The 20,468-nt window shown below is 71.2% G+C and carries 22 protein-coding genes; 16 read left to right on the forward strand and 6 right to left on the reverse strand.

What is annotated here, in order from left to right:
* Positions 1–5: 5 nt before the first annotated feature.
* Complete coding sequence (locus tag E1300_RS11160) at positions 6–986, reverse strand: fumarylacetoacetate hydrolase family protein (RefSeq protein ID WP_242619075.1); 981 nt, start codon at positions 984–986, stop codon at positions 6–8.
* Between the two features lie 287 nt (positions 987–1,273).
* Here E1300_RS11160 and E1300_RS11165 point away from each other — a divergent pair, with 287 nt between their 5' ends.
* The 6 genes from E1300_RS11165 (at position 1,274) to E1300_RS11190 (ending at position 7,110) form a co-directional block, all read left to right on the forward strand.
* Positions 1,274–1,582 (forward strand): antibiotic biosynthesis monooxygenase family protein, encoded by a 309-nt coding sequence (locus E1300_RS11165; RefSeq protein WP_131756845.1) that lies wholly within the window; start codon positions 1,274–1,276, stop codon positions 1,580–1,582.
* A gap of 8 nt (positions 1,583–1,590) precedes the next feature.
* Positions 1,591–2,715 (forward strand): FAD-dependent monooxygenase, encoded by a 1,125-nt coding sequence (locus E1300_RS11170; RefSeq protein WP_131756847.1) that lies wholly within the window; start codon positions 1,591–1,593, stop codon positions 2,713–2,715.
* On the forward strand, positions 2,712–3,695 hold the full coding sequence (locus E1300_RS11175) for an amidohydrolase family protein (protein ID WP_131756848.1): 984 nt from the start codon (positions 2,712–2,714) through the stop codon (positions 3,693–3,695). The genes E1300_RS11170 and E1300_RS11175 overlap by 4 nt, the downstream gene beginning before the upstream one ends.
* Positions 3,686–5,071: an FAD-binding oxidoreductase gene (locus E1300_RS11180; RefSeq protein ID WP_131756850.1), complete on the forward strand. Its 1,386-nt coding sequence runs from the start codon at positions 3,686–3,688 to the stop codon at positions 5,069–5,071. Before E1300_RS11175 ends, E1300_RS11180 begins: the two co-directional genes overlap by 10 nt.
* A 2-nt stretch (positions 5,072–5,073) precedes the next feature.
* Positions 5,074–6,030, forward strand: coding sequence for a fumarylacetoacetate hydrolase family protein (locus E1300_RS11185; RefSeq protein WP_131756852.1), 957 nt, complete (start codon positions 5,074–5,076; stop codon positions 6,028–6,030).
* Between the two features lie 129 nt (positions 6,031–6,159).
* Complete coding sequence (locus tag E1300_RS11190) at positions 6,160–7,110, forward strand: LysR family transcriptional regulator (RefSeq protein WP_131756854.1); 951 nt, start codon at positions 6,160–6,162, stop codon at positions 7,108–7,110.
* Positions 7,111–7,161: 51 nt separating this feature from the next.
* On the opposite strand, the gene E1300_RS11195 is transcribed toward E1300_RS11190, so the two are convergent.
* Genes E1300_RS11195 through E1300_RS11210 form a run of 4 tightly spaced genes read right to left on the reverse strand, consistent with a single transcriptional unit; the run spans position 7,162 to position 10,836 of the window.
* Entirely contained in the window at positions 7,162–8,706 is a 1,545-nt protein-coding gene (locus tag E1300_RS11195; RefSeq protein WP_131756856.1) for an MFS transporter, read from the reverse strand.
* Positions 8,703–9,116, reverse strand: a complete 414-nt coding sequence (locus E1300_RS11200) for a VOC family protein (RefSeq protein ID WP_131756858.1) — start codon at positions 9,114–9,116, stop codon at positions 8,703–8,705. Before E1300_RS11200 ends, E1300_RS11195 begins: the two co-directional genes overlap by 4 nt.
* 1 nt (position 9,117) lies before the next feature.
* The gene (locus E1300_RS11205) at positions 9,118–9,993 is read right to left on the reverse strand and encodes an SDR family NAD(P)-dependent oxidoreductase (protein ID WP_207399645.1); all 876 of its coding nucleotides are present in this window, start codon (positions 9,991–9,993) and stop codon (positions 9,118–9,120) included.
* A gap of 12 nt (positions 9,994–10,005) precedes the next feature.
* On the reverse strand, positions 10,006–10,836 hold the full coding sequence (locus E1300_RS11210) for a helix-turn-helix domain-containing protein (protein ID WP_503104932.1): 831 nt from the start codon (positions 10,834–10,836) through the stop codon (positions 10,006–10,008).
* Here E1300_RS11210 and E1300_RS11215 point away from each other — a divergent pair.
* Both E1300_RS11215 and E1300_RS11220 read left to right on the forward strand, forming a co-directional pair.
* Positions 10,821–11,333: an esterase/lipase family protein gene (locus E1300_RS11215; RefSeq protein ID WP_131756861.1), complete on the forward strand. Its 513-nt coding sequence runs from the start codon at positions 10,821–10,823 to the stop codon at positions 11,331–11,333. The two genes, E1300_RS11210 and E1300_RS11215, sit on opposite strands and share 16 nt — an antisense overlap.
* Before the next feature lie 83 nt (positions 11,334–11,416).
* On the forward strand, positions 11,417–12,229 hold the full coding sequence (locus E1300_RS11220; protein WP_131756863.1) for an SDR family NAD(P)-dependent oxidoreductase: 813 nt from the start codon (positions 11,417–11,419) through the stop codon (positions 12,227–12,229).
* Between the two features lie 27 nt (positions 12,230–12,256).
* On the opposite strand, the gene E1300_RS11225 is transcribed toward E1300_RS11220, so the two are convergent.
* On the reverse strand, positions 12,257–12,901 hold the full coding sequence (locus E1300_RS11225; protein WP_131756864.1) for a TetR/AcrR family transcriptional regulator: 645 nt from the start codon (positions 12,899–12,901) through the stop codon (positions 12,257–12,259).
* A 146-nt stretch (positions 12,902–13,047) separates the two neighbouring features.
* Between E1300_RS11225 and E1300_RS11230 the strand changes: the two genes are divergently transcribed.
* From E1300_RS11230 to E1300_RS11265, 8 genes are all read left to right on the forward strand, one after another.
* Entirely contained in the window at positions 13,048–14,832 is a 1,785-nt protein-coding gene (locus E1300_RS11230; protein ID WP_207399646.1) for an FAD-dependent monooxygenase, read from the forward strand.
* 11 nt (positions 14,833–14,843) lie between these two features.
* Positions 14,844–15,737, forward strand: a complete 894-nt coding sequence (locus E1300_RS11235; protein ID WP_131756868.1) for a VOC family protein — start codon at positions 14,844–14,846, stop codon at positions 15,735–15,737.
* A 3-nt stretch (positions 15,738–15,740) separates the two neighbouring features.
* Entirely contained in the window at positions 15,741–16,577 is an 837-nt protein-coding gene (locus tag E1300_RS11240; RefSeq protein ID WP_131756870.1) for a fumarylacetoacetate hydrolase family protein, read from the forward strand.
* Position 16,578: 1 nt separating this feature from the next.
* A complete protein-coding gene (locus E1300_RS11245) occupies positions 16,579–16,956 on the forward strand; it encodes an EthD domain-containing protein (protein ID WP_131756871.1) in 378 nt (125 codons plus the stop codon).
* A 6-nt stretch (positions 16,957–16,962) separates the two neighbouring features.
* Positions 16,963–18,594 carry an AMP-binding protein gene (locus E1300_RS11250; protein ID WP_131756873.1) on the forward strand — a complete coding sequence of 544 codons (1,632 nt, stop codon included), beginning with the start codon at positions 16,963–16,965 and terminating at the stop codon, positions 18,592–18,594.
* Positions 18,591–19,025 carry a nuclear transport factor 2 family protein gene (locus tag E1300_RS11255; RefSeq protein WP_131756875.1) on the forward strand — a complete coding sequence of 145 codons (435 nt, stop codon included), beginning with the start codon at positions 18,591–18,593 and terminating at the stop codon, positions 19,023–19,025. The genes E1300_RS11250 and E1300_RS11255 overlap by 4 nt, the downstream gene beginning before the upstream one ends.
* A gap of 14 nt (positions 19,026–19,039) precedes the next feature.
* Positions 19,040–19,768: an SDR family NAD(P)-dependent oxidoreductase gene (locus E1300_RS11260; RefSeq protein ID WP_131756876.1), complete on the forward strand. Its 729-nt coding sequence runs from the start codon at positions 19,040–19,042 to the stop codon at positions 19,766–19,768.
* A 141-nt stretch (positions 19,769–19,909) separates the two neighbouring features.
* Positions 19,910–20,410: a hypothetical protein gene (locus tag E1300_RS11265; RefSeq protein ID WP_207399647.1), complete on the forward strand. Its 501-nt coding sequence runs from the start codon at positions 19,910–19,912 to the stop codon at positions 20,408–20,410.
* Positions 20,411–20,468: the final 58 nt, after the last annotated feature.

Genomic DNA, 20,468 nt, shown 5'->3' on the forward strand with positions numbered 1-20,468 from the left:
CGCTCTCATTGGGAGTCGGCTGTACAGGTGTTGCGCTGGTGGCCCAGACCGGTGATCTCCGCGTCCAGGACGTCGCCGGGGCGCAGGAACGTCCCCCAGTGGGCGCCGTTGCCTGCCGGGGACCCGGTCAGCAGCAGATCGCCGGGGCGCAGCGTGCTCGTCGCGGAGGCGTAGGAGACCAGCGTCGCGATGTCGAAGATCATGTCCTTGGTCGACTCGTCCTGCCGGACCGCGCCGTTGTGCCGCAGAGTGATCCGCAGGTCGGACGGATCGGGCACGAACGCGGCGGGGACGAGGAACGGCCCGGTCGGCAGGAACGTGTCGGCGTTCTTGGCGGTGAACCAGTCGGTGCCGATGGCCTTCAGGTCCGGCCGGTAGAGGCGGTCGCGGGTCGTGATGTCGTTGCAGATGGTGTAGGCCGCGACGTGCGACATCGCCTCGGCCCGCGGGATGTGCCGCCCCGCCCGGCCGATGACGAGGGCGAGCTCCAGCTCCCAGTCGTGCTGCTCGCCCTCCGCCGGAAGGATCACCTGGTCGTACGGCCCGCACATCGCGCGGACGCTGCCGAGGAAGATGTACGGGACGCCGTCGCGGGCCCGCTCGTCCATCATCCGCTCGGCGTCGGCGCGCGCCTCCTCCTGCGTCGCGCCGTGCACGCTCTCGCGTTCCGCCGCGACGAGGTCGACGACGTGACGCCGGTAGTTGGCACCGCTCTGCAGGATCTGGCCGGGCTCGATCGGTGCCAGGACGGCCAGTTCCGCCAGCTCGTGCCACGTCCCGCCGGGATCGCCGGCCAGCGTCGCCAGGCGTTCGAGCGTGCCGGGCCAGTCGTCGAACAGGTCGCGGACGGCCGGGGCCAGGTCCGACAGGTCGCGGACGCGCGGCCCGACGACCAGCCCGGGGAAGCGCCGGCCGTCACGCGCGAACGTGCCCAGGGCGAACGGGCCCGCGTGGACGGGCGGACGTGTCGTCGGTGAGTCGGGCACGGCTGGCTCCAGTGTCGGGAGGGGCGGGGTCGCACCGACGACGCTAGGCAACGGGACGGCGGCGGCGGAAATGGTCATTGGCGATGGCAGGCATCGGCGGTGCCGAACCACCGCCGAACCACCGCCGATTCACCGTCGGACCGCCGTCGGACCGCCATCGCCGCCGCCCCGCCCGCGGGTATCGCGCCCGGCGATGCGTACCCCCTCGCTTGCCGATGGCTCGATCCGTTGACCTTTCGGCGGATGCCGCAGCAAGGTCGAGGAACCCCGGACCCGAGGAGTTCCCTGTGATCGTCGAGCATGCCGAGCTGGCCGTCGCGGCCGGCCGGGAGGCCGAGTTCGCGTCCGCCTTCGACGAGGCCGCGAAGGTCATCGCGCAGGCCGACGGGTTCCGCTGGGTGCGGCTGCTGCGCTGCGTCGAGCGGCCCGGCGCCCACCTGCTCCTGGTCGGCTGGGAGTCGGTCGAGGCGCACACCGAGGGTTTCCGCGGGTCCGAGCTGTTCGCGCGGTGGCGGGCCCTGGTCGGGCCGTTCTTCGCCGCCGCCCCCGTCGTCGAGCACTACACGCCGCTCGGCGCCGCCGTCCCGTCTCTCTAAGGATGTCCATGTCCGTCTCGAAAGTGCTCGTCGTCGGCGGCGGCATCACCGGCAGCATGCTGGCCGTGGCCCTTGCCGGGCGCGGCGTCGAGGTCCATCTCGCCGAGATCTCACCGCGCTGGTTCGGCGTGGGGCACGGCATCACGGTGCAGGGCAACGCGCTCAAGGCGCTGCGCTCCATCGGCGTCCTGGACCGGGTGCTGGAGCACGCCGTGCCGTTCGACATGCTCCGGATGCGGCGGGCCGACGGCTCGCTGATCGCCGAGGTCCCGACTCCGCGCACCGGCGGCGACGACCTGCCCGCGACGGCCGGCTCGCTGCGCTCGTCGCTGCAGGAGGCCCTGTGCGACGCCGTGTCCGAGGCGGGCGTCACCGTGCGGCTGGGCCTCAGCGTGGCCCGGTTCGACCAGGCGCCGGGGCATGTGGACGTCACCTTCACCGACGGTTCGTCCGGCCGGTACGACCTGGTCGCCGGGGCGGACGGCATCCAGTCGCGGGTGCGGTCGATGCTCGGGTTCGCGGCGGCGCCGCGCCCGGTCGGGATGAGCATCTTCCGCTTCGTCGCCGCCCGCCCCCCTGAGATGGACTGCGCCGAGGTGTACTACGGCGGCCCCAGGTACAAGGCCGGGTACAGCCCGATCTCCGCGGACCGGTGCTACGCCTACCTGCTGGACGAGAACCTGGACGCCTCGCTGATCAGCTCGGACGCGCCGATGCCGCTGCTGCGGGAGCGAGGCGCCGGGTACGGCGGCATGTGGGGGGCGATCCTGGAGTCGCTCCCGGAGGGCACCCGGGTCGACTACCGCTGGATCGAGAGCATCCTGCTGGAGGACCCCTGGTACGCCGGACGGGTGATCGTCGTCGGCGACGCGGCGCACGCCTGTCCGCCGCTGATCGCGCAGGGCGCGGCGATGTGCGCCGAGGACGCGGTCGTGCTCGCCGAGCAGGTCACCGGGACGGCCCCGCTGGAGAAGGCCCTGCGGGAGTTCATGGACCGGCGGATGCCGCGGGTCAGGACCGTCCTGGACAACTCGCTGCTGCTGGCCGACTGGGAGATCAACCCCGGGACGCCCGGCGCCGACCCGGCCGGCGTCATGTCGCGGACGCTGGACTTCCTGCGGGAGCCCGCGTGAACGTCGACTTCCACGGGCATCTCGCGGTGCCCGCCGCCGACTCCCTGGTGGACGGCGAGCCCGGTTTCGCCGGCGAACTGGCCGACGAGCGGCGCACCCACGCCGAGGTGAGCCTGGCGCTCAACCGCGCCCAGCTCGCCCGGCTCCGTCCCAAGCTGACGGACGTCGCGGTGCGGCTCGTCGACATGGACGCGATGGGGGTGGATGTCCAGGTCGTCGGCCCGATGCCGATGCACCACCCCTGGGCCGGGCCCGCCCTGGCCGAGGACCTGGCGTCCACCGTCAACGAAGCCGTCGCCGCGCACTGCGCGCAGGCTCCGGATCGTCTCGCCGGCCTCGGGACCGTCCCCCTCCAGCACCCGGACCTGGCCGTGACGCACCTGAGGCGGTGCCGCGAACTCGGGCTGCGCGGGATCAGCGTCTCGACCAGGGTCGGCGGACGCGAGCTCGCCGACCCGGCGCACGACCCGGTGTGGGCGGCGGCCCAGGACCTGGGCGCGCTGGTGTTCATCCACCCCTGGGGCTGCTCGCTGGGCGAGCGGCTCGCGGCCCGCTACCTCGGCAACACCGTCGGGCAACCGGTCGAGACCACGCTCGCGCTGTCCCACCTGATCTTCACCGGCGCGCTGGACCGGTTCCCGCGGCTGCGGCTGGTCGCCGCGCACGGCGGCGGCTACCTGCCCACCTACATCGGGCGCAGCGACCACGCCTGGCACGTCCGCGACGACGCCCGCGGGTGCGAACGGCCGCCCAGCGAGTATCTGCGCCGGATGTGGTTCGACGCCCTCGTCTACACCTCCGCCGGGCTCCGGCACCTGGTCGAGGCCGCCGGTGCGGACCGGGTCGTGCTCGGCACCGACTACCCGTTCGACATGGGCGTGGACGACCCGCTCCGCCGTCTGGACGCCGCCGGACTCGACCCCGCCGACCGGGAAGCGGTCGCCGGACGGAACGCGAAGGAACTGCTGGGATGGGGATGACCTTCACGGGCACGCTGCATCTGCCGGGGGACGACGGCTTCGCCGAGGCCGTGTCCGGGCGGCTCTTCAACGCCCGGCGTCCGGCGCACCGCCGGCCCGCCGCCGTCCTCGAAGCCGCGACGGAACAGGACGTGGTGGACGGTGTCCGGCTGGCCATCGAGCGCGGCTGGAAGGTCGCGGTGCGGTCCGGCGGGCACAGCTGGGCGTCGTGGAGCGTGCGGGACGACGCGCTGCTCATCGACCTCGGCCGTTTCCGGGAGATGCGCTACGACGCGGCCACCGGGACCGTCACCGCCACTCCGTCCATCAAAGGCGGCGACGAGCTCAACCCTTATCTGGCCCGGTTCGGGCGGTTCTTCAATGGCGGGCACTGCCCGTCCGTGGGCATCGGCGGATTCCTGCTGCAAGGGGGCCAGGGCTGGAACGCGCGCGGCTGGGGGTGGGCCGCCGAGAGCATCGCGGCGATCGACCTCGTGACCGCCGAAGGCGAACTGGTCCGGGCGGACGAGACACAGAATGCGGACCTGTTCTGGGCGGCTCGCGGTGCCGGTCCGGGCTTCTTCGGCGCGGTTACCCGCTTCCATCTGCGGACGCGTCCGCTGCCCAAGGCGATGGCGTTCACGGTCCACGCCTATCCGCTCTCCCTGTTCGACCAGGTCATGACGTGGCTGCACGGGATGCATCACACGGTCTCACCGCTCGTCGAGATCGTCGCCGTCACCCAGACGCCGGACGAGCCGCTGCCCGGCCACACCGGCGGCGAGGTGCTGCTCGTCACCGGCGTCGCCATGACCGACACCCTTGACGAAGGGCGCCGGGCGCTCGCGCCCCTGCACGCCAACCCCTACGCCGATCGCGCGCTGCTCCGCGTCGAGGCGGAGCCCACGAGCCTCGGCGAGCAGATCGCCAAGCAGCGCGTCGCCAACCCGGAAGGGCACCGCTACCTCGTCGACAACGCCTGGCTGCGGGGGGCGCCCGATCAGGTGGTCCCGGCGATGCGCAGGGCGTTCACGACGCATCCGACCGAGCGGAGCTTCACGATCTGGTTCAGCATGGCGCCGCTGCGCGAACTGCCCGACATGGCGTTCTCGCTCCAGAGCGAGATCTACTCGGCCACCTACGTGGTCTACGACGACGCCTCCCGCGACGAGGAACTCGCGGAATGGCTGCGGCGGGCGATGGCCGACATGGAAGCGGTCACGGCCGGCCAGTACCTCGGCGATTCCGACTTCACCGAGCGGCGGCTGAAGTTCATGGGGGACCGGCAATGGGCGCGATTGCGGCGCATCCGCGCCGAACGCGACCCGAAGGGCCTGTTCGCCGGCTACCTGGTCGATGACGACGGGCTCCTGAACATCAACCACTGGGAGCTGTAGGAATGCGCTTCGCGACGTACGAGCACGACGGGACCGAGCGGGCCGGGGTGGTCCAGGGCGACGGGATCCACCCGCTGCCCGAGGGCGCCACCGTGCTGGAGCTGATCCGGTCGGGGACCCTGCGAGACGAGGGCACCGAGGCACTCGGCCGGCCCGCCGTCCACACCGTCGCGGACGTCCGGCTGCTGCCACCGCTGAACCCGCCCAGCATCCGCGATTTCGTCGCCTTCGAGGCCCACATCGAGGGCGTCTCCAGGAGCCTGGACGGGATGGAGCACGTTCCCGAGGTCTGGTACCGGGCGCCCGCCTTCTACTTCACGAACCCGCATGCCGCCGTAGGGGCGCATGACGACGTGCCGGTGCCGGCCGGCTGCTCGGTGCTCGACTTCGAACTGGAGGTCGGCGCCGTCATCGGACGCTCCGGCCGCGACCTCACGCCCGAGCGGGCCCGCGACCACATCATCGGTTACACGATCTTCAACGACTGGTCGGCGCGCGATCTGCAGAAGCCGGAGAAGGAGCTCGGGCTCGGCTTCGCCAAGGGCAAGGACTTCGCCAACACCCTCGGCCCATGGCTGGTCACCGCCGACGAGCTGGAGCACCGCCGGGACGCCGACGGCTACCTCGACCTGGAGATGCGGGTGTCGCTCAACGGAGCCCCGCTCGGCCGCGACACGCTCGCCAACGCGTCATGGACGTTCGACGAGATGGTGGCCTACGCCTCCCGCGACGCCTGGGTGCGTCCCGGTGACGTCCTCGGATCCGGTACGTGCGGATGGGGCTGCCTCGCCGAGATCTGGGGACGGGCCGGCGAGCGGACCCCGCCCCCGCTCTCGCCCGGCGACGAGGTCACGATGACCGTCGAGGGCATCGGCACGATCCGCAACACCATCGTGCCCGGACGCGCCGGCGCCTACCTGCCGCGCGCCCGCGCGCGCGGCCGCACGCCCCGGCCTTGAGCCCGCACGCCCCCGGTCCTGCCGGCGGATGAAGCTTTCATGAGAGTGCAAAGGCCCCCTTCCAGGGGGTCTTTGTGCTGGTTAGACTCCATTTCACCTCTGTTGATCCACCCCGTCGAGAGGTGCCCCATGGGCCTTGAATCCACGGACCTCAACCTGCTGGTGGCCCTGGAGGCCCTGCTGGTGCACCGCAACGTCACCCACGCGGGCGCCCAGCTGTCGACCAGCCAGTCCGCGATGAGCGGCTCGCTGGCCAGGCTCCGCCGCCACTTCAACGACGAACTCCTCGTCCGGGTGGGCCGCGAGTACCAGCTCACGCCGCTCGCCGAACGGCTGCTGCCGACCGTCCAGGACACCCTCTGCAAGGCCGAGGAGGCGCTGTCGCTCACCCGGCGGTTCGACCCCTCGCAATGCAGGCAGCGGTTCTCCGTCGTCATGTCGGACTACATGATGTCGATCATGGTGGAGCCGTTGCTCGCCGCCATCGCCCGGGAGGCGCCGCACGCGCGGCTCGACCTGCACCCGCTGATCGTCGGGCAGCCGGAGAACGAGACCAACCTGCGCTGCCACGACGCGATGGTCCTGCCTCTCGGCTACGGGCTGCCGGGCATGAGCCGGCAGATCCTGCTCGACCGGTTCGTCTGCATCGTCGACCGCGACAATCCCCGCCTGCGCGACGGCGGGCTCGGCCTGGCCGACCTCGCCGAGATGCCGCACGCCGCGGCCGCCCTCGGGTCGGGGACGCCCGCCGACCGGCAGCTGGAGGTCCTCGGAATCGACCGCCGGGTGCAGGCCAGCGCTCCCGGCTTCACCGTCCTGCCGTTCCTCGTCGCCGGCACCGGCATGGTCGCGCTCGTCCCGGAACGGCTCGCCGCCAAGTACACCTCCTTCACCCGCTGCGTGGCCGTCCCGACCCCGTTCCCGGACGTCCCGCTGGTCGAGGCCCTGTACTGGCACAAGAACCGGCATACCGACCCCGCCAACGCCTGGCTGCGGTCCATCATCCAGCGCATCGCCGCCGAGATGGACGGCGGCGTCGAGGGCGACGCGTCCGTCCGCGTGCTGAGCTCGGCGTCCTGAGACGGCGTGAAGGGGCCGGTCCGCGCGGGACCGGCCCCTTCACCGTTCGGGTCACGCCGCGGCGGGCTCCGCCTCGACGCCGGACTCCTGGTGACTGGAGTCCGGCCGGACCAGCACCATCGTGATCAGCGCGGCGGCCAGCGACGCGCACCCGCAGATCACCATGCCGAGGCTGAGCCCGTGCGCCAGCGCGTCCCGCGCCGCGTCCTGCGCCGCCTGCCCCACGTTCGGGACGTTCACCACCGCGAGCGGTCCGCCCGCCGCCTCCACCGCCGCACCGGGGCCGCTCAGCTTGCCGACCAGTGCCGACGACGCGGCGCCCATCGCCACCGAGCTGATCACCGCTGGGCCGAGCGCCTGCCCGAACTCCCGGACCAGGCTGGTCGCGCCGCTCGCCATCCCGGTGAGCCGCACCGGGACGGCGTTGACCGCGGCGGCCGTCAGCGAGCTGACCACGAAGATGAACCCGACGCCGAGCAGCAGCACCGGGCCGAGGAACGCCACCAGCGACGTCGTGGTGATCGGCAGCGCCGCCAGCCAGAACTGGCCGGCCGCCATCGGCAGCAGCCCGCCGAGCAGCAGCCAGCGCGGGTTGGCCTGGCTGAGCAGCTTGCTCAGCACTCCCGCCAGCAGCAGCGGGACGATCTGCAGGATCACGAACGGCATCCCGGCGTCCAGCGCGCTGAGGTGCATGACCGCGCCGAGCCGGATGCTCACGCAGTAGGCGGTGCCGATGAAGCCCGCCATGCCGACCAGCGCGACGATCGCGGCGGCGGCGAACGACGGGATCCGCAGCAGCGACAGGTTCATCATCGGGGACGCCGACCGCAGCTCCGCGACGACGAAACCGGCCAGCGCGACGACCGCCACGACCAGCGCCGCGATGATCTCCGTCCTGCCCCAGCCCTGGTCGCCGCCCTGGATGACACCCCAGAGCAGCGCCGTCAGCGCGATCGCGATGGTGATCTGGCCGGGCCAGTCCAGCGAGCGGCCCTCCGGCGCCTTGGAGTCGGTGACCCAGCGGGCGCACACCGCCGCGACGATGAGGCCGAACACCACCAGCGGGACGAATACCCAGCGGAACTCCACCGCCGTGGCGATGCCGCCCGACATCAGCGGGCCCGCCGCGGACGCCAGCGAGATGCTCAGCGCCCAGCGCGACAGGGCCTTCGCCCGGTCCCGCGTGTCCGGGGTCGCCGCCGCGATCAACGCGAGGGACGAGGGGAACAGCGCTGCCGCGCCGACACCGGCGACGGCCTGCCCGAGCCACATCCACTCGATGCCCTGCGCGGTCGAGTTGATCAGTTCCCCGGCCGCCAGCACCACCGCGCCGAGGACCAGCAGCCGCTTGCGGCCGAACATGTCCCCGACGACGCCGAAGTTCAGCTCCAGGATCGCGGTCGGCAGGATGAACGCCGACGTCACCCAGGCGACCTGCCCGCCGGACGCGCCGAACGCCGCGGTGATCTCTCCGTTGATCGGGGACGGAATGGTGATGCACATCTGCGCGATGGCCACCGCCAGGCAGCACGCGATGAGCGTGCCGCGATCCAGACTTGACGATTTCTCCTGAGCCGACACCGTTCTGCCTTTCATGCAGGGGAGGGCGCGATCAATTCGATGAGATTTCCTTCGGGATCGGCCACCCACGCCATCCGGAAACCCGGCTCCGGGGACGGGCGGGGCGCCATGACGTCGCGCGCCCCATGGGCGACCAGAGCCGCGTGCACACCATCCAGGTCGACGACTCTGAGAGCGAAATGCCCATACCCCTCGGTAAGGGCGGCCGCCAATGGATCGGCGGGACGCGGCCCGGGCACCGAACCCGGCCGCGCGAGCAGTTCGATGCGGTAGCCGTGCGAACTTTCCAGCACGATCCCGGAAAGCCGGGGCCCGTCCAGCGTGAACTCGAAGACCGGGCGGAGCCCGAAGGCGGCGGTGTACCAGGCGGTCGCGGCGGGCAGGTCCCGCACGTTGACGCCGACGTGATCGAACCGGGCGTCCACGTCAGCCCGCCATCGCGCTGTCGCCGCCGTCCACCATGAGGTTGGCGCCGTTGACGAACGCGGCCTCGTCCGAGCACAGGAACGCCGCCGCGCGGGCGATGTCCTCAGGCGTTCCGACACGGCCGGAAGGGATGCGTTCCTCCAGGTGGGCCCGGGGGCCGTCCGGGTCGTCGAGGAAGGGAGCGGTCGCGGGCGTGCGGGTCATGCCGGGGGAGATCGCGTTGACGCGGACGCCGTGCGGCGCGCCGGCGGCGCACAGGTGCCGGGTCATCGCGAGGACCCCGCCCTTCGCCGCGCCGTGCGGCACCATCGGCATGAACGGGGCGCCCCGCACGGCGGCGACCGACGCGACGTTGAGCACGGCCCCGCCGCTTTCGATCAGATGCGGCCATGCCGCGCGCGTGCAGAAATAGGGGATGTCGAGCTCGTTCCTGATCGTGAAGTACCAGTCTTCGGCAGGCATCTCGGCGAACGGCCCGTTCCGCAGGGCAGAGGCATTGTTATAGAGGATGTCGATTCCGCCGAGCGCCGCGACGCCCGCCGCGACCCATTTCCCGGCGCCCTCCTCCGTGGAAAGGTCGACCGGCGCGAGCGACTCCATGAGGCCGCCCGCCTTCCGCACCAGACGGACCGTCTCTTCAGCGGACGCGCAGTCGATGTCGCAGCCGAACACGCTGGCGCCCTCGGCCGCGAAGACCAGCGCAGCCGCCCGGCCGATTCCCGCGCCCGTCCCACTGATCAATGCCCTTTTCCCGGCGAGTCGTCCCATGGTTTCCTTCGTCCGTTGCCGTGCGGTCGCCCGACTGTATGGACGACGTGACGCAGGACACAAGACGCGCCCGGCAATTGCGTCATCGCCCCTTTGGATGCCTGCCATTGGCCGCCGCAATCAGCGGTGAGCCGCTGCCGGCCGGGCGTGGCCGAACCAGTGGAGGATCTCCAGTGCCAGGGCGACGTTGAGCGTCTGGCCGATCAGCGGCTGGGGGAGGAGGCCCTCAGCGCGGGTGAGGCGGCTGAGGACCGTGTTGCGGTGCAGGTAGAGGGCTCGGGCGGTGGCGGCGGCGTTGCCGTGGTGGACGAGGTGGCGGGCGGCTCTGGTCTGCTGGGTGGCGAGGACCACGGCCTGCGTCCGTTCGTAGTCGGTGATGTGGCAGGGGGCCGCGGGATTCTCCGCCAGACGGCGGGTGTCCTGGGCGGTGGAGTGGCTGTGCCGGAAGCCGTCGGCGCCCGGCACGGTGGCGCCGATCGCGACGCGGACGTCGGGAAGGCGGCCCAGGGCCGCCTCAAGGACGGCGGGGTCGGGGTGGTGGACGGTCGGGAGCCAGAGCCACAGGGTGGCGGGGTCGGCCAGCACGGCGAGGGGGCGGCGGCCCCTGAAAGCGGGCACGGAGGTGGCCAGCACGTGGGCGATGTCCTCCAGGTCGCCGGGCTGCGGGGCGGGGTGGGTGCTGTGGATGACGGCGGCAGGGCGTTCGCGGGCGATGACGGCGGTCACGGCGGCCAGCGCGGTGTCGACGTGGTCCGACAGGGACCGCGAGGTGAGGTCCAGGAGTTCGCGCAGCTCGCCGGGGTCGTCGGTGAGGGTGAACGCGATCGCCATCCAGTGCCGCCAAGCCACGTTCTGTCCGACCCGGTAGGCGTGCAGTGCGCGGTCCCCCAGGCCCCGGTGGACGAGATCCCGGATGGTGGTGGGGGTGGCGGGCCATGTGCACCTGCACAGTCAACGATTTCACCGCCGCTCCCGCCCACGCCGACTACCCCGTCGGCGGCCTCGGCACCGCGCTGATCAACTTCACCGTCAGCCCCGACCGCGTCGCCGGCGCCAACAACTGGAACTGCACGCCCAGCGCGGCCCACCCCACCCCGGTCGTCCTCGTCCACGCCACCTTCGTCAACCTCGGCATGAACTGGGTGACCCTGTCCCCGACGCTGGCCAACGCCGGCTACTGCGTCTACGCCTTCAACTACGGCCAGACGCTCGTGTCGGCCGGACGGATCGGCGGCCTGGGCGACATCGCCGACTCGGCCAAGACGCTGCGGAACTTCGTCGAGCAGGTCCACCCGCGACCACACCGAGCAGATCATCGCCTCGCGCCCGCTCAAGACCGTCATCGACGGTCAGCATCTGGCCTGCACCGCCGTCCACGCCTTCTCCGTGGGCCGCACCGTCGCGGTGGTCGGCTCCACGCCGGCCGCAAACCACCGCTCAACTTTTAGTTGACACATGGAGAGAAAATCGTCCATCGTGGCCGGGGCCGCGTGAACCGGCCACCCCCTGCCACCGGACTCTGGAGAACCCCATGAACGCCCCCAGCGCACTCAAGACCGCCGCTTGGCGGCGCGCCCTGGTCACCGGCGCCTCCGCTGGCATCGGAGAGGCTTTCGCCCGCCGACTGGCCGCCCAGGGAGCCGACCTGGTCCTCGTCGCCCGCGACGAGGCACGGCTGCAGGCCCTGGCCGACGACCTCAAGGCGGCGCACCGGATACAGGTGCAGGTCCTGGCCGCTGATCTGCTCGATTCCCAGGGCGCCGCTACGGTGGCCGAACGACTGGCGGCCGAACCCGAGATCGACCTGCTGGTGAACAACGCCGGCATGGGCTCCAAGGGCGCCTTCACCGAACTCCCGCTGGCCGCCGAGCTGCGCCAGGTCGAACTCAACGTGGGCGCGCTGGTGCACCTCACCCATGCGGCCCTCGGCGCGATGACGCGGCGGCACCGCGGCACCGTCATCAACGTGTCGTCGATCTCCGGACTGCAACCGGTCCCGACCATGGCCACCTACGGCGGCACCAAGGCGTTCGTCACCAGCTTCTCCGAGGCACTGCGCGAGGAGGTCCGGGGAAGCGGCGTCGACATCTGCGTCGTCCTGCCCGGCTATGTGAAGACCGAGTTCCTGGACCGGACCGGCAACCCCGAGGGGTTCGGCCCGGTCCCCGACTTCGCCTGGCTCGCCCCCGACCGGGTGGCCGCCGACGCCCTGGACGACGCGCGCCGCCGCCGGATGTACTCCGTGGCCGGGTTCGGGTACCGGGTGGTCGCCGGGCTGATGGGCATCGCCCCCCGGCACGCGCTGCGCCGGTACGCGGGCCTGGCCGCCAGGCATCACAAGTGAGACGGCCGCAGCCGGGAGCGACCCTCCTCAGAGCCCGAGGGTGCGCAGGAGTATCGACGCCATGTGGTCGGCGTAGACCTCGGGATCGAGCGGGCCGTCGGCGGCATTGAAGCGATCCGACAGTCCCTTGAGCGTGAACGGGGCCGCCGCACCATGCGCGGTCAAGAAGAACAGCTCGCGGCCGGAGATCGGCGACACCTCGCTCGGCCGGCTGATGAGGGCCGCCCGGCGCAGCGGCTCGACGGTCGGCTCGATGTACCGATCGAACACGTAGTCCAGGCGCTGCGAGCCGGTGATGCCAAGGGTGTTCATGAGCCGGACCAGCTCGGGGCGCTCGAAGGAGGCCAGCAGGAAGGCCCGCAACCCGTTGCGCAGGGCGTCGAGGTCGGTCCGCGGCTCGGGCCAACGGGTCAGGTGCCGGGCCATCGCCTCGGACAGACCGCCGAAGCCGTGGTCGACCGCGGCGTAGAACAGCTGCTCCTTGGACCCGAACCGCTGGTTCAACGTGCCGTGGCTGAGCCCGAGGTCGCGCCCCAGGGACCTGATCGACATCGCCTCGTAACCCGCTGAGGCGAACGCCGCCAGCGCGGCGGAGAGGATCACCGCATCCTCGTGCAGTTGGGGCCGGCCCCGTCCTGGCCTCGCCTTGCCCTCAGCGTCGGTCACGGCCATGGCCGAGACCCTACCACCGCAGTTCTTGACACCTGGATGGGCGGCTGACCGGCCCTGACGTGGGTTTCGGCTGCGTGAAGAATCCACCACCAAATTTATTGACACTTGGAGAGAAAGAGGGTTCCATGCGTCCCATGGACATGAAAGTGACCGCTGACACCCCCGGGCGGATCGAGGTCGAGGTCCTGATCGTGGGCGGCGGCGGCGCAGGTCTGACCGCGTCGATGCTGCTGGCGCGGATGGGCGTCGACACCCTCCTGGTGAGCGCGCTGCCCCAGACCTCCGTGCAGCCCAAGGCGCACGTGCTCAACCAGCGGGCCATGGAGATCCTCGACATCTGCGGCGCCGCCGACGACGTCTACGCGATCGGGACGCCGCCCGAACAGCTCAGCCACACCGCGTTCTACGCCGGGTTCGCCGGCCGCCCCGACGCGGGCCGGATGCTGTACAAGCAGGAGTGCTGGGGTGGCGGCGGCGCCGATCCGGACTGGGTGGCCGCCAGCCCGAAGCTGACGACGAACCTGCCGCAGATCCGGCTGGAGCCGATCCTCAAAGCCCACGCCGAACGGCTCTCCCCGGGCCGGATCCGGTTCCACCACGAGGTCGTCGAGGTCACCGACACCGGCGACGGCGTGCTCGCGCAGGTCGTCGACCACGGGAGCGGGACCCGGTACGAGGTCGCGGCCCAGTGGCTGCTGGCATGCGACGGCGGCCGCACGATCGGCCCGGCCGCCGGCATCGAACTGGAGGGGGTCACCGATCTGGTCCGTACCGCCACGACTTACCTCAGCACCGACTTGTCCGGCTTCACCGGCGACCCGGACGTGCTGCTGCGCTGGGTGCTGTGCCCGGAGATGGCCAAGCTGGTGGTGATGGCGCCGATGGGCCCGACCCGCTGGGGGCCCGACAGCGAGGAGTGGGTGGTCCACCTCAACTACGCCATGGACGACCAGCGGGCCTTCGACGATGAGGCGGTGCTCACCGACCTGCGGGCCGCGCTCGGGATCGGCGACCACCCGCTCCAGGTGCACCTTGTCACCCGCTGGACGATCGGCGGCGTGCTGGCCGACAGGTTCAAAGCCGGGCGGATCCTCCTGGCCGGAGACGCCGCCCACAAGCACCCGCCCACCGGCGGGTTGGGCCTGACCAGTGCCATGCACGACGTCCACAACCTCGCCTGGAAGCTCGCGCACGTCGTGCGCGGCACCGCAGGCGAGGGACTGCTGGACACCTACGAGGTCGAACGGCGCCCGGTCGACGCCCGCAACGTGCAGCGGTCGCTGGAGAACGCGCTGGGTTACATGGCGCTCGCCGAGACGCTCGGTGTCGAGGACCAGGACGCGAGCCCCGCGGAGCGCTGGGCCCGGCTGGCCCGGCTGTGGAGCGGTGACCCCGCCGACGCCGACTTCCGCCGCACCGCCCTGGAGATCATGGCCGCGCAGTCGCAGGAGTTCCACGAGCACGACGTCGAGTACGGCTACCGGCACGCCTCGGCCGCCGTGATCCCCGACGGCAGCCCCGAACCGGCCGAGCACGACTTCCGGATCTTCATTCCCTCCACCCGGCCCGGCCACCCGCTGCCGCACGCCTGGGTCGAGGACGACCGGTTCGAACGCCGCTCCACCCTCGACCTGGTGGCACCCGACCGGTTCACGGTGATCGCCGGTGAGGACGGGCAGGCGTGGTGCGCCGCCGTCGCCAAGGTCGCCGCCGAACTCGGCATCGACATCGACGCCTACACCATCGGCCACGCCCGCGGCGACCTGCGCGACCCGCGCCTGCGCTGGCAGCGGGTCCGCGAGTACGGCCCCGAGGGCGCCGTGCTGGTGCGGCCCGACCGGTGCATCGCCTACCGCTCGACGGGCGCCGCCGCCGATCCGGTCGCCGAATTGCGCACGGCCCTGTCCGCCATCCTCGCCTGCACCCCTTGAGGAGCACAATGATGAATCACGACCTTGAGATCGCCTATGTCGGCATCGAGGTGCCCGACCCGGCCACCCTGACGGGCTTCTTCGACCAGGTGATCGGCCTCGTCCCCGGTGAGTCGGCCGATGGCGCCCTCACCTGGCGCAATGACGACAAGGCCCATCGCGTCATGGTGTCGCCGGGCGCCGCGAACGACGCCACCGTCGTCGCCTTCGAGGCCGTCGACGACGAGGCGTTCACCGCCACCGTGGAAAGGCTGCGCGCTGTCGGGTTCGCCGTCGCAGACGGCACCGGCGAGCAGGCCGCGGCCCGCCGGGTGCGGCGCCTGGCCCGCACGCGGGCGCCGTGGGGCATCTCGATCGAGATCGTCCAGGGACTGGCGGACGCGTCGTCGCCGTACGCCTCGCCGCTGGTGCCGGGCGGGTTCCTCACCGGCGGGGTGGGCTTCGGTCACGTCGTGTTCGCCACCCCGGAGTTCGAGGAGTCCCACCGGTTCCTCGTCGACGGGCTCGGCTTCGCGCGCTCCGACTGGTTGGAGATGGAGATCATGGCCGGCCTGGAGCTAGAGGTGAACTTCTACCACTGCAACCAGCGCCACCACACCGTCGCGCTGGCCAGAGCCCCCTTCGAGCTGCCGCAGAAGCTCCACCACCTGATGGTCGAGACCCGCGACCGCGACGATGTCGGCGCGGCGTTCGACCGGGCCTGGGCCACCGACCTGCCGATCCCCAACGGGCTGGGCCGCCACGACAACGACGGCATGTTCAGCTTCTACGTCGAGAGCCCCGCGGGCTTCCAGGTCGAGGTCGGCCACGGAGCCCGCGTCATCACCGACGGATGGGACGACGAGCGCCGCTACGACCGCATCAGCGCCTGGGGCCACCAGCCGCTGCGACAGAAGGCCCTGTGACCCATGAAGATCGCAGCCATCGACGGCCGTGCCGTCCTGGTCCTGGGTGACCGGGTCGCCGACATCGCCACCGCCTCCGACGGCCGGTTCGGGCCCGACCCGATGAGCGTCTACGCCGACTGGGGCGCCTTCACCGCCTTCGCCGCGACCCTCACCACCGGCACCGCGCCGCTGGACCGGGCAACGCTGACCTGCCCAGTGCCGAGCCCGAGCCAGGTGTTCGCGATCGGCCTGAATTACCGCGGCCACGCCGAGGAATCCGGCATGCCCATCCCCGAGGTGCCGGCCACCTTCACCAAGTTCCCCGGCTCGCTGGCCGGCCCGTTCGATCCCATCGAGATCGTGAACGAGACCGTCGACTGGGAGGTCGAGCTCGTCGCCGTCATCGGCCGCACCGCCGACCGCGTCCCCGAAGCCGACGGATGGGACCACGTCGCGGGCCTGACCGTCGGGCAGGACATCAGCGACCGCACCCTGCAGTTCGCCGCCGGCGGCCAGTTCTCCCTGGGCAAGTCCCGGCGCGGCTACGGCCCACTCGGCCCGTGGGTGGTCACCCCCGACGAGCTGCCCGACCGCGACAACCTCACCCTCGGCTGCTCCGTCGACGGCGACACCATGCAGCAGTCCCGCACCGACGACCTCATCTTCTCCGTCCCCCGGCTGGTGGCCGAACTGTCGGCGGTCTGCCCGCTGCGGCCCGGCGACCTCATCTTCACCGGCACCCCCGCCGGCGTCGGCATCGTCCGCCAGCCCGCACGGTTCCTCCAGCCCGGCTCCACGCTGGTCAGCTGGGTCGAAGGCATCGGCGAGATCACCAACACCTGCATCGGAGTCTCCTGACATGCCGCTGATCAAGACCGTGGCCTGCATTCGCCGCAAGCCCAGCCTGACCGTCGAGGAATTCGCGACCTACTGGCGCGAGAACCACTCCGAGATCGTGACGTCGGTCGCCGGAGACCTGAAGATCAAGCGGTACGTCCAGTCGCACCTGCTGCGCGGCGACCTCACCGACCTGTTCAGCGGCTCCCGCAACGGCATCGAACCGTTCGACGGCATCGCCGAGGTGTGGTTCGACGCCGACGACCTCGACGGGGAGATGACCGCCGCGCAGCTCCACGCCAACCTCGCCCTGCTGGAGGACGAGCGCAACTTCATCGACATCGAACGCTCGGCGTTCTTCTTCACCACCGAGATCGAGTTCATCGGGGCGGGTGCCTGAGCCGTGATGGAGACCCATCCCGCCACCTTGTGGGAGCACCTGGCCGACGCTCTCGGCGACCGGCCCGCCATCATCCACGGCGCCACCCGCCGCACCTGGGCCGAGTTCGAGCACCGCTCCGCCCTCCTGGCCGGAGCGCTGGCCGCACGCGGCGTCGGACGAAGCGCCAAGGTCGGGCAACTGCTGTACAACACGCCCGAGTTCACCGAGAGCTACTTCGCCGCGCTTAAGCTGCGGGCGGTTCCGTTCAACATCAACCACCGCTACACCGCGCCCGAGATCGCCTACCTGCTCGACAACGCCGACGCCGAGGCGCTGATCTACCACGCGAGCCTGCGCGCGGTCGTCGCCGACGCCCTGACCGGCGGCACCTCGCTCAAGGCCGTCATCGAGGTCGACGACGGGACCTCCGGGCCCGTGCTCGCCGCCGCCGAAGGCTACGAGACGGCCCTGGCGACGGCACAGCCGGCCGACCGCATCAGCCGAAACCCCGACGACATCACGATGATCTACACCGGCGGCACCACCGGCATGCCCAAGGGCGTCATGTTCAAGGTCGGACCCGCGCTGGACTACGTCCTGCAGAGTGTGCCGCCGCTGCTGGGCCACCCGCCGCAGAAGATCGACGACGTTCCCGGCTTCGCCGCCGCGCTCGGCGACGCCCGCCTCATCGGCCTGCCCGCCTCGCCGCTGATGCACAACACCGGCATGGCGATGGGCGCGATGCCCGCGCTCAACACCGGCGGCACCCTCGTCCTGCTGGAAGAGCGCCGCTTCGACGCCGCCGCGCTGTGGGACACCGTCGAGCGGGAGCGGGTCACCAACATCACCATCGTCGGCGACCCCTTCGCCCGTCCCATGCTCGCCGAACTGCGCGCCAACCCCGGCCGCGACCTGTCCTGCCTGACCTCGATCGGGTCGTCCGGGGCGATGTTCTCCGCCGAGGTGAAGGCCGGCCTGCTGGACTGCCTTCCGCACGCGATGATCATCGACCTGATCTCCGCCAGTGAGGGCACCATGGGCATGTCGCTGGCCACCGCCGGCGCGCCCGTGCCGACCGGCCGGTTCCACCCCTCGCCCGGCGTCATCGTCGTCACCCCCGAAGGACGGCGCATCGGGGCCGGGACGGAGGAGAAGGGCCTGGTCGCGTTGCCCGGCGGCGCCGAGGGCTACTACAAGGACGCCGAGAAGACCGCCGCGACGTTCAAGACCATCGACGGCAGGCGGTACACGCTGCCCGGCGATTGGGCCACCGTCAACGACGACGGCACCCTCCAGCTCCTCGGTCGCGGGTCCCAGTGCATCAACACCGCCGGTGAGAAGGTCTTCGCCGAAGAGGTCGAAGAAGCCCTCAAAGCCCTGCCGACGGTCGAGGACGCCCTGGTGTTCGGCGTCCCCGACGAGCGCTTCGGACAGCGTGTCGCCGCCGTCATCTCCCGCCCCGAAGGCTCCACCGAGGACACCGGCGCCACCATCGACGCGCTGCGCGCCTCCCTGGCCGCCTACAAGCTGCCCCGCTCGGTGATCGTCGTCGCGCGCGTCCCCCGCAACCCGGCGGGCAAAGCCGACTATCCCGCCGCCCGCGACCTGTTCCACGCGGCGGGCACCCACCCCCACACCGGAAGGGCCCGGACGTGACCGTGACCCCGCAGCAGCGGATCGACACCGCCACCGAGTACTACCGGCGCGCCGACGCCGGACGGCCCGACACCCTCGACCTGTTCACCGAGGACGTCGAACTGTACTTCCCCAAGTTCGGGGTGCGGCGCGGCAAGGAAGCCGTCGCCGAACTGGCCATCGGGCTGATCGGCTCGATCGCCTCCATCGCCCACGACCTGGACTCCTTCCGGTACGTCAGCCAGGGCCAGACCGTCGTGGTCGAGGGCCGCACCAGCGGCGCCGACCAGGCCGGGAACACCTGGGAGGGCGGCAGGACCCCCGGCGGCCGGTTCGCCTCCGTCTTCGACTTCAACGGCCCCCTGATCTCCCGCATGAGCATCTACCTCGATCCCGACTACGCCGGCTTGGACGCCGATCGGTTCCTGTGGGGCCGGGACCGCACCTGGTAGCAAGGAGACCTCCCATGACAGAACTCGACGGCAAGGTCGCCATCATCACCGGAGCGGCTCGCGGCCAAGGAGCGGCCGAAGCACGGCTGTTCGTCGCCCACGGCGCCCGGGTGGTCCTCACCGACCTCGACAAGGACGGCACCGCCGTCGCCGACGAACTCGGCGACGCCGCGATCTTCGTCCCACACGACGTGTCCTCGGCCGAAGACTGGGCCGAGGTCGTACGGCAGGCCCTCAAAGCGTTCGGCACCATCGACATCCTGATAAACAACGCCGGCATCTACAAACCCAAGCCGCTCGCCAACACCGACGAGGCGAACTTCGACCTCCACTACCGGGTCAACCAGCGCGGCGTGTTCCTGGGAATGAAGGCCGTCCTGGAGACGATGACGGCCGCCGGCCGCGGCTCGATCGTCAACATCTCCTCCACCGCCGGCATGATGAACTTCCCCGGCTCGTTCGCCTACTCGATGACCAAATGGGCCTCCCGCGGCATGAGCAAGGTCGCCGCGTTCGAACTCGCCCCACTGGGGATCCGGGTCAACTCCGTCCACCCGGGGGTCATCGACACCCCCATGCTGGAGGAGAACCCGCCCGGCATGCTCGACCTGTTCAAAGCGTTCATCCCCATGCAGCGCTCTGGCACACCCGACGAGGTCGCCGAACTGGTCATGTTCCTGGCCTCCGACCGCGCCAGCTACATCACCGGCGCCGAGATCTCGATCGCCGGCGGCGTCTGCTGACCGCCCCCACCTGAGCCGCCACCCGAACCGGCGCAAAAAACGCGACCGCCCGCACCTGCGCGCCGTCGCGTCCCCACCCTCTGCTTCGCCCTCCACCGGATCGCCAGGCTCAGCGCAGTCCCCAGGCGTGTCCAACTCCCCATGGCCACGCCGGCCGCAAGAACGCGCTCATCGGGGATTTCACCCACCCCTCAGGAGGCACACCCTTGTCATCCCCAACGATCGCGCCGCGACGGCACCACCGAAACCCTCTACGGCCGCGACATCCACCGTGCCAACAACCGCCGCCACGAACCCTACGAACGCATCACCTACCCCCTCCTGGACCTCGGCATCCGCCGCACCGACTGCCCCCGCATCATCCGCTCCGCCGGACTACCCGTCCCACCCAAATCCGCCTGCTGGTTCTGCCCCTTCCACCGCCTCACCACCTGGCAGGACATGCGCCGCGACCAACCCGACCTGTTCACCAAGGCCTGCCACCTCGAAAACACCATCAACAACCGCCGCGCCACCCTCGGCAAAGACCCCGTCTACCTCACCCGCTACAACGCACCCCTCGCCGACGTCACCCCCGACACCGACACCCTCCCCTTCGACGAAGGCGACGGCACCTGCGACAGCGGCTGGTGCTTCACCTGATTGAGACCCACCACGTAATCCCGGATCCACGGAGGCACGCTCATGCAGCCCATGAAGT

This window comes from Actinomadura fibrosa, from assembly GCF_900659615.1.
Lineage (GTDB): Bacteria > Actinomycetota > Actinomycetes > Streptosporangiales > Streptosporangiaceae > Spirillospora > Spirillospora fibrosa.

Excerpts from the sequence above, each read along its gene's own strand:
- E1300_RS11225 (WP_131756864.1), bottom strand. The coding sequence starts at position 12,901 with ATGGCCGTGACCGACGCTGAGGGCAAGGCGAGGCCAGGACGGGGCCGG.
- E1300_RS11180 (WP_131756850.1), top strand. The coding sequence starts at position 3,686 with ATGGGGATGACCTTCACGGGCACGCTGCATCTGCCGGGGGACGACGGC.
- E1300_RS11245 (WP_131756871.1), top strand. The coding sequence starts at position 16,579 with ATGCCGCTGATCAAGACCGTGGCCTGCATTCGCCGCAAGCCCAGCCTG.
- E1300_RS11170 (WP_131756847.1), top strand. The coding sequence starts at position 1,591 with ATGTCCGTCTCGAAAGTGCTCGTCGTCGGCGGCGGCATCACCGGCAGC.
- E1300_RS11235 (WP_131756868.1), top strand. The coding sequence starts at position 14,844 with ATGAATCACGACCTTGAGATCGCCTATGTCGGCATCGAGGTGCCCGAC.
- E1300_RS11185 (WP_131756852.1), top strand. The coding sequence starts at position 5,074 with ATGCGCTTCGCGACGTACGAGCACGACGGGACCGAGCGGGCCGGGGTG.
- E1300_RS11205 (WP_207399645.1), bottom strand. The coding sequence starts at position 9,993 with ATGGCAGGCATCCAAAGGGGCGATGACGCAATTGCCGGGCGCGTCTTG.
- E1300_RS11265 (WP_207399647.1), top strand. The coding sequence starts at position 19,910 with ATGGCCACGCCGGCCGCAAGAACGCGCTCATCGGGGATTTCACCCACC.
- E1300_RS11190 (WP_131756854.1), top strand. The coding sequence starts at position 6,160 with ATGGGCCTTGAATCCACGGACCTCAACCTGCTGGTGGCCCTGGAGGCC.
- E1300_RS11215 (WP_131756861.1), top strand. The coding sequence starts at position 10,821 with ATGTGCACCTGCACAGTCAACGATTTCACCGCCGCTCCCGCCCACGCC.
- E1300_RS11220 (WP_131756863.1), top strand. The coding sequence starts at position 11,417 with ATGAACGCCCCCAGCGCACTCAAGACCGCCGCTTGGCGGCGCGCCCTG.
- E1300_RS11250 (WP_131756873.1), top strand. The coding sequence starts at position 16,963 with ATGGAGACCCATCCCGCCACCTTGTGGGAGCACCTGGCCGACGCTCTC.
- E1300_RS11260 (WP_131756876.1), top strand. The coding sequence starts at position 19,040 with ATGACAGAACTCGACGGCAAGGTCGCCATCATCACCGGAGCGGCTCGC.
- E1300_RS11195 (WP_131756856.1), bottom strand. The coding sequence starts at position 8,706 with ATGAAAGGCAGAACGGTGTCGGCTCAGGAGAAATCGTCAAGTCTGGAT.
- E1300_RS11240 (WP_131756870.1), top strand. The coding sequence starts at position 15,741 with ATGAAGATCGCAGCCATCGACGGCCGTGCCGTCCTGGTCCTGGGTGAC.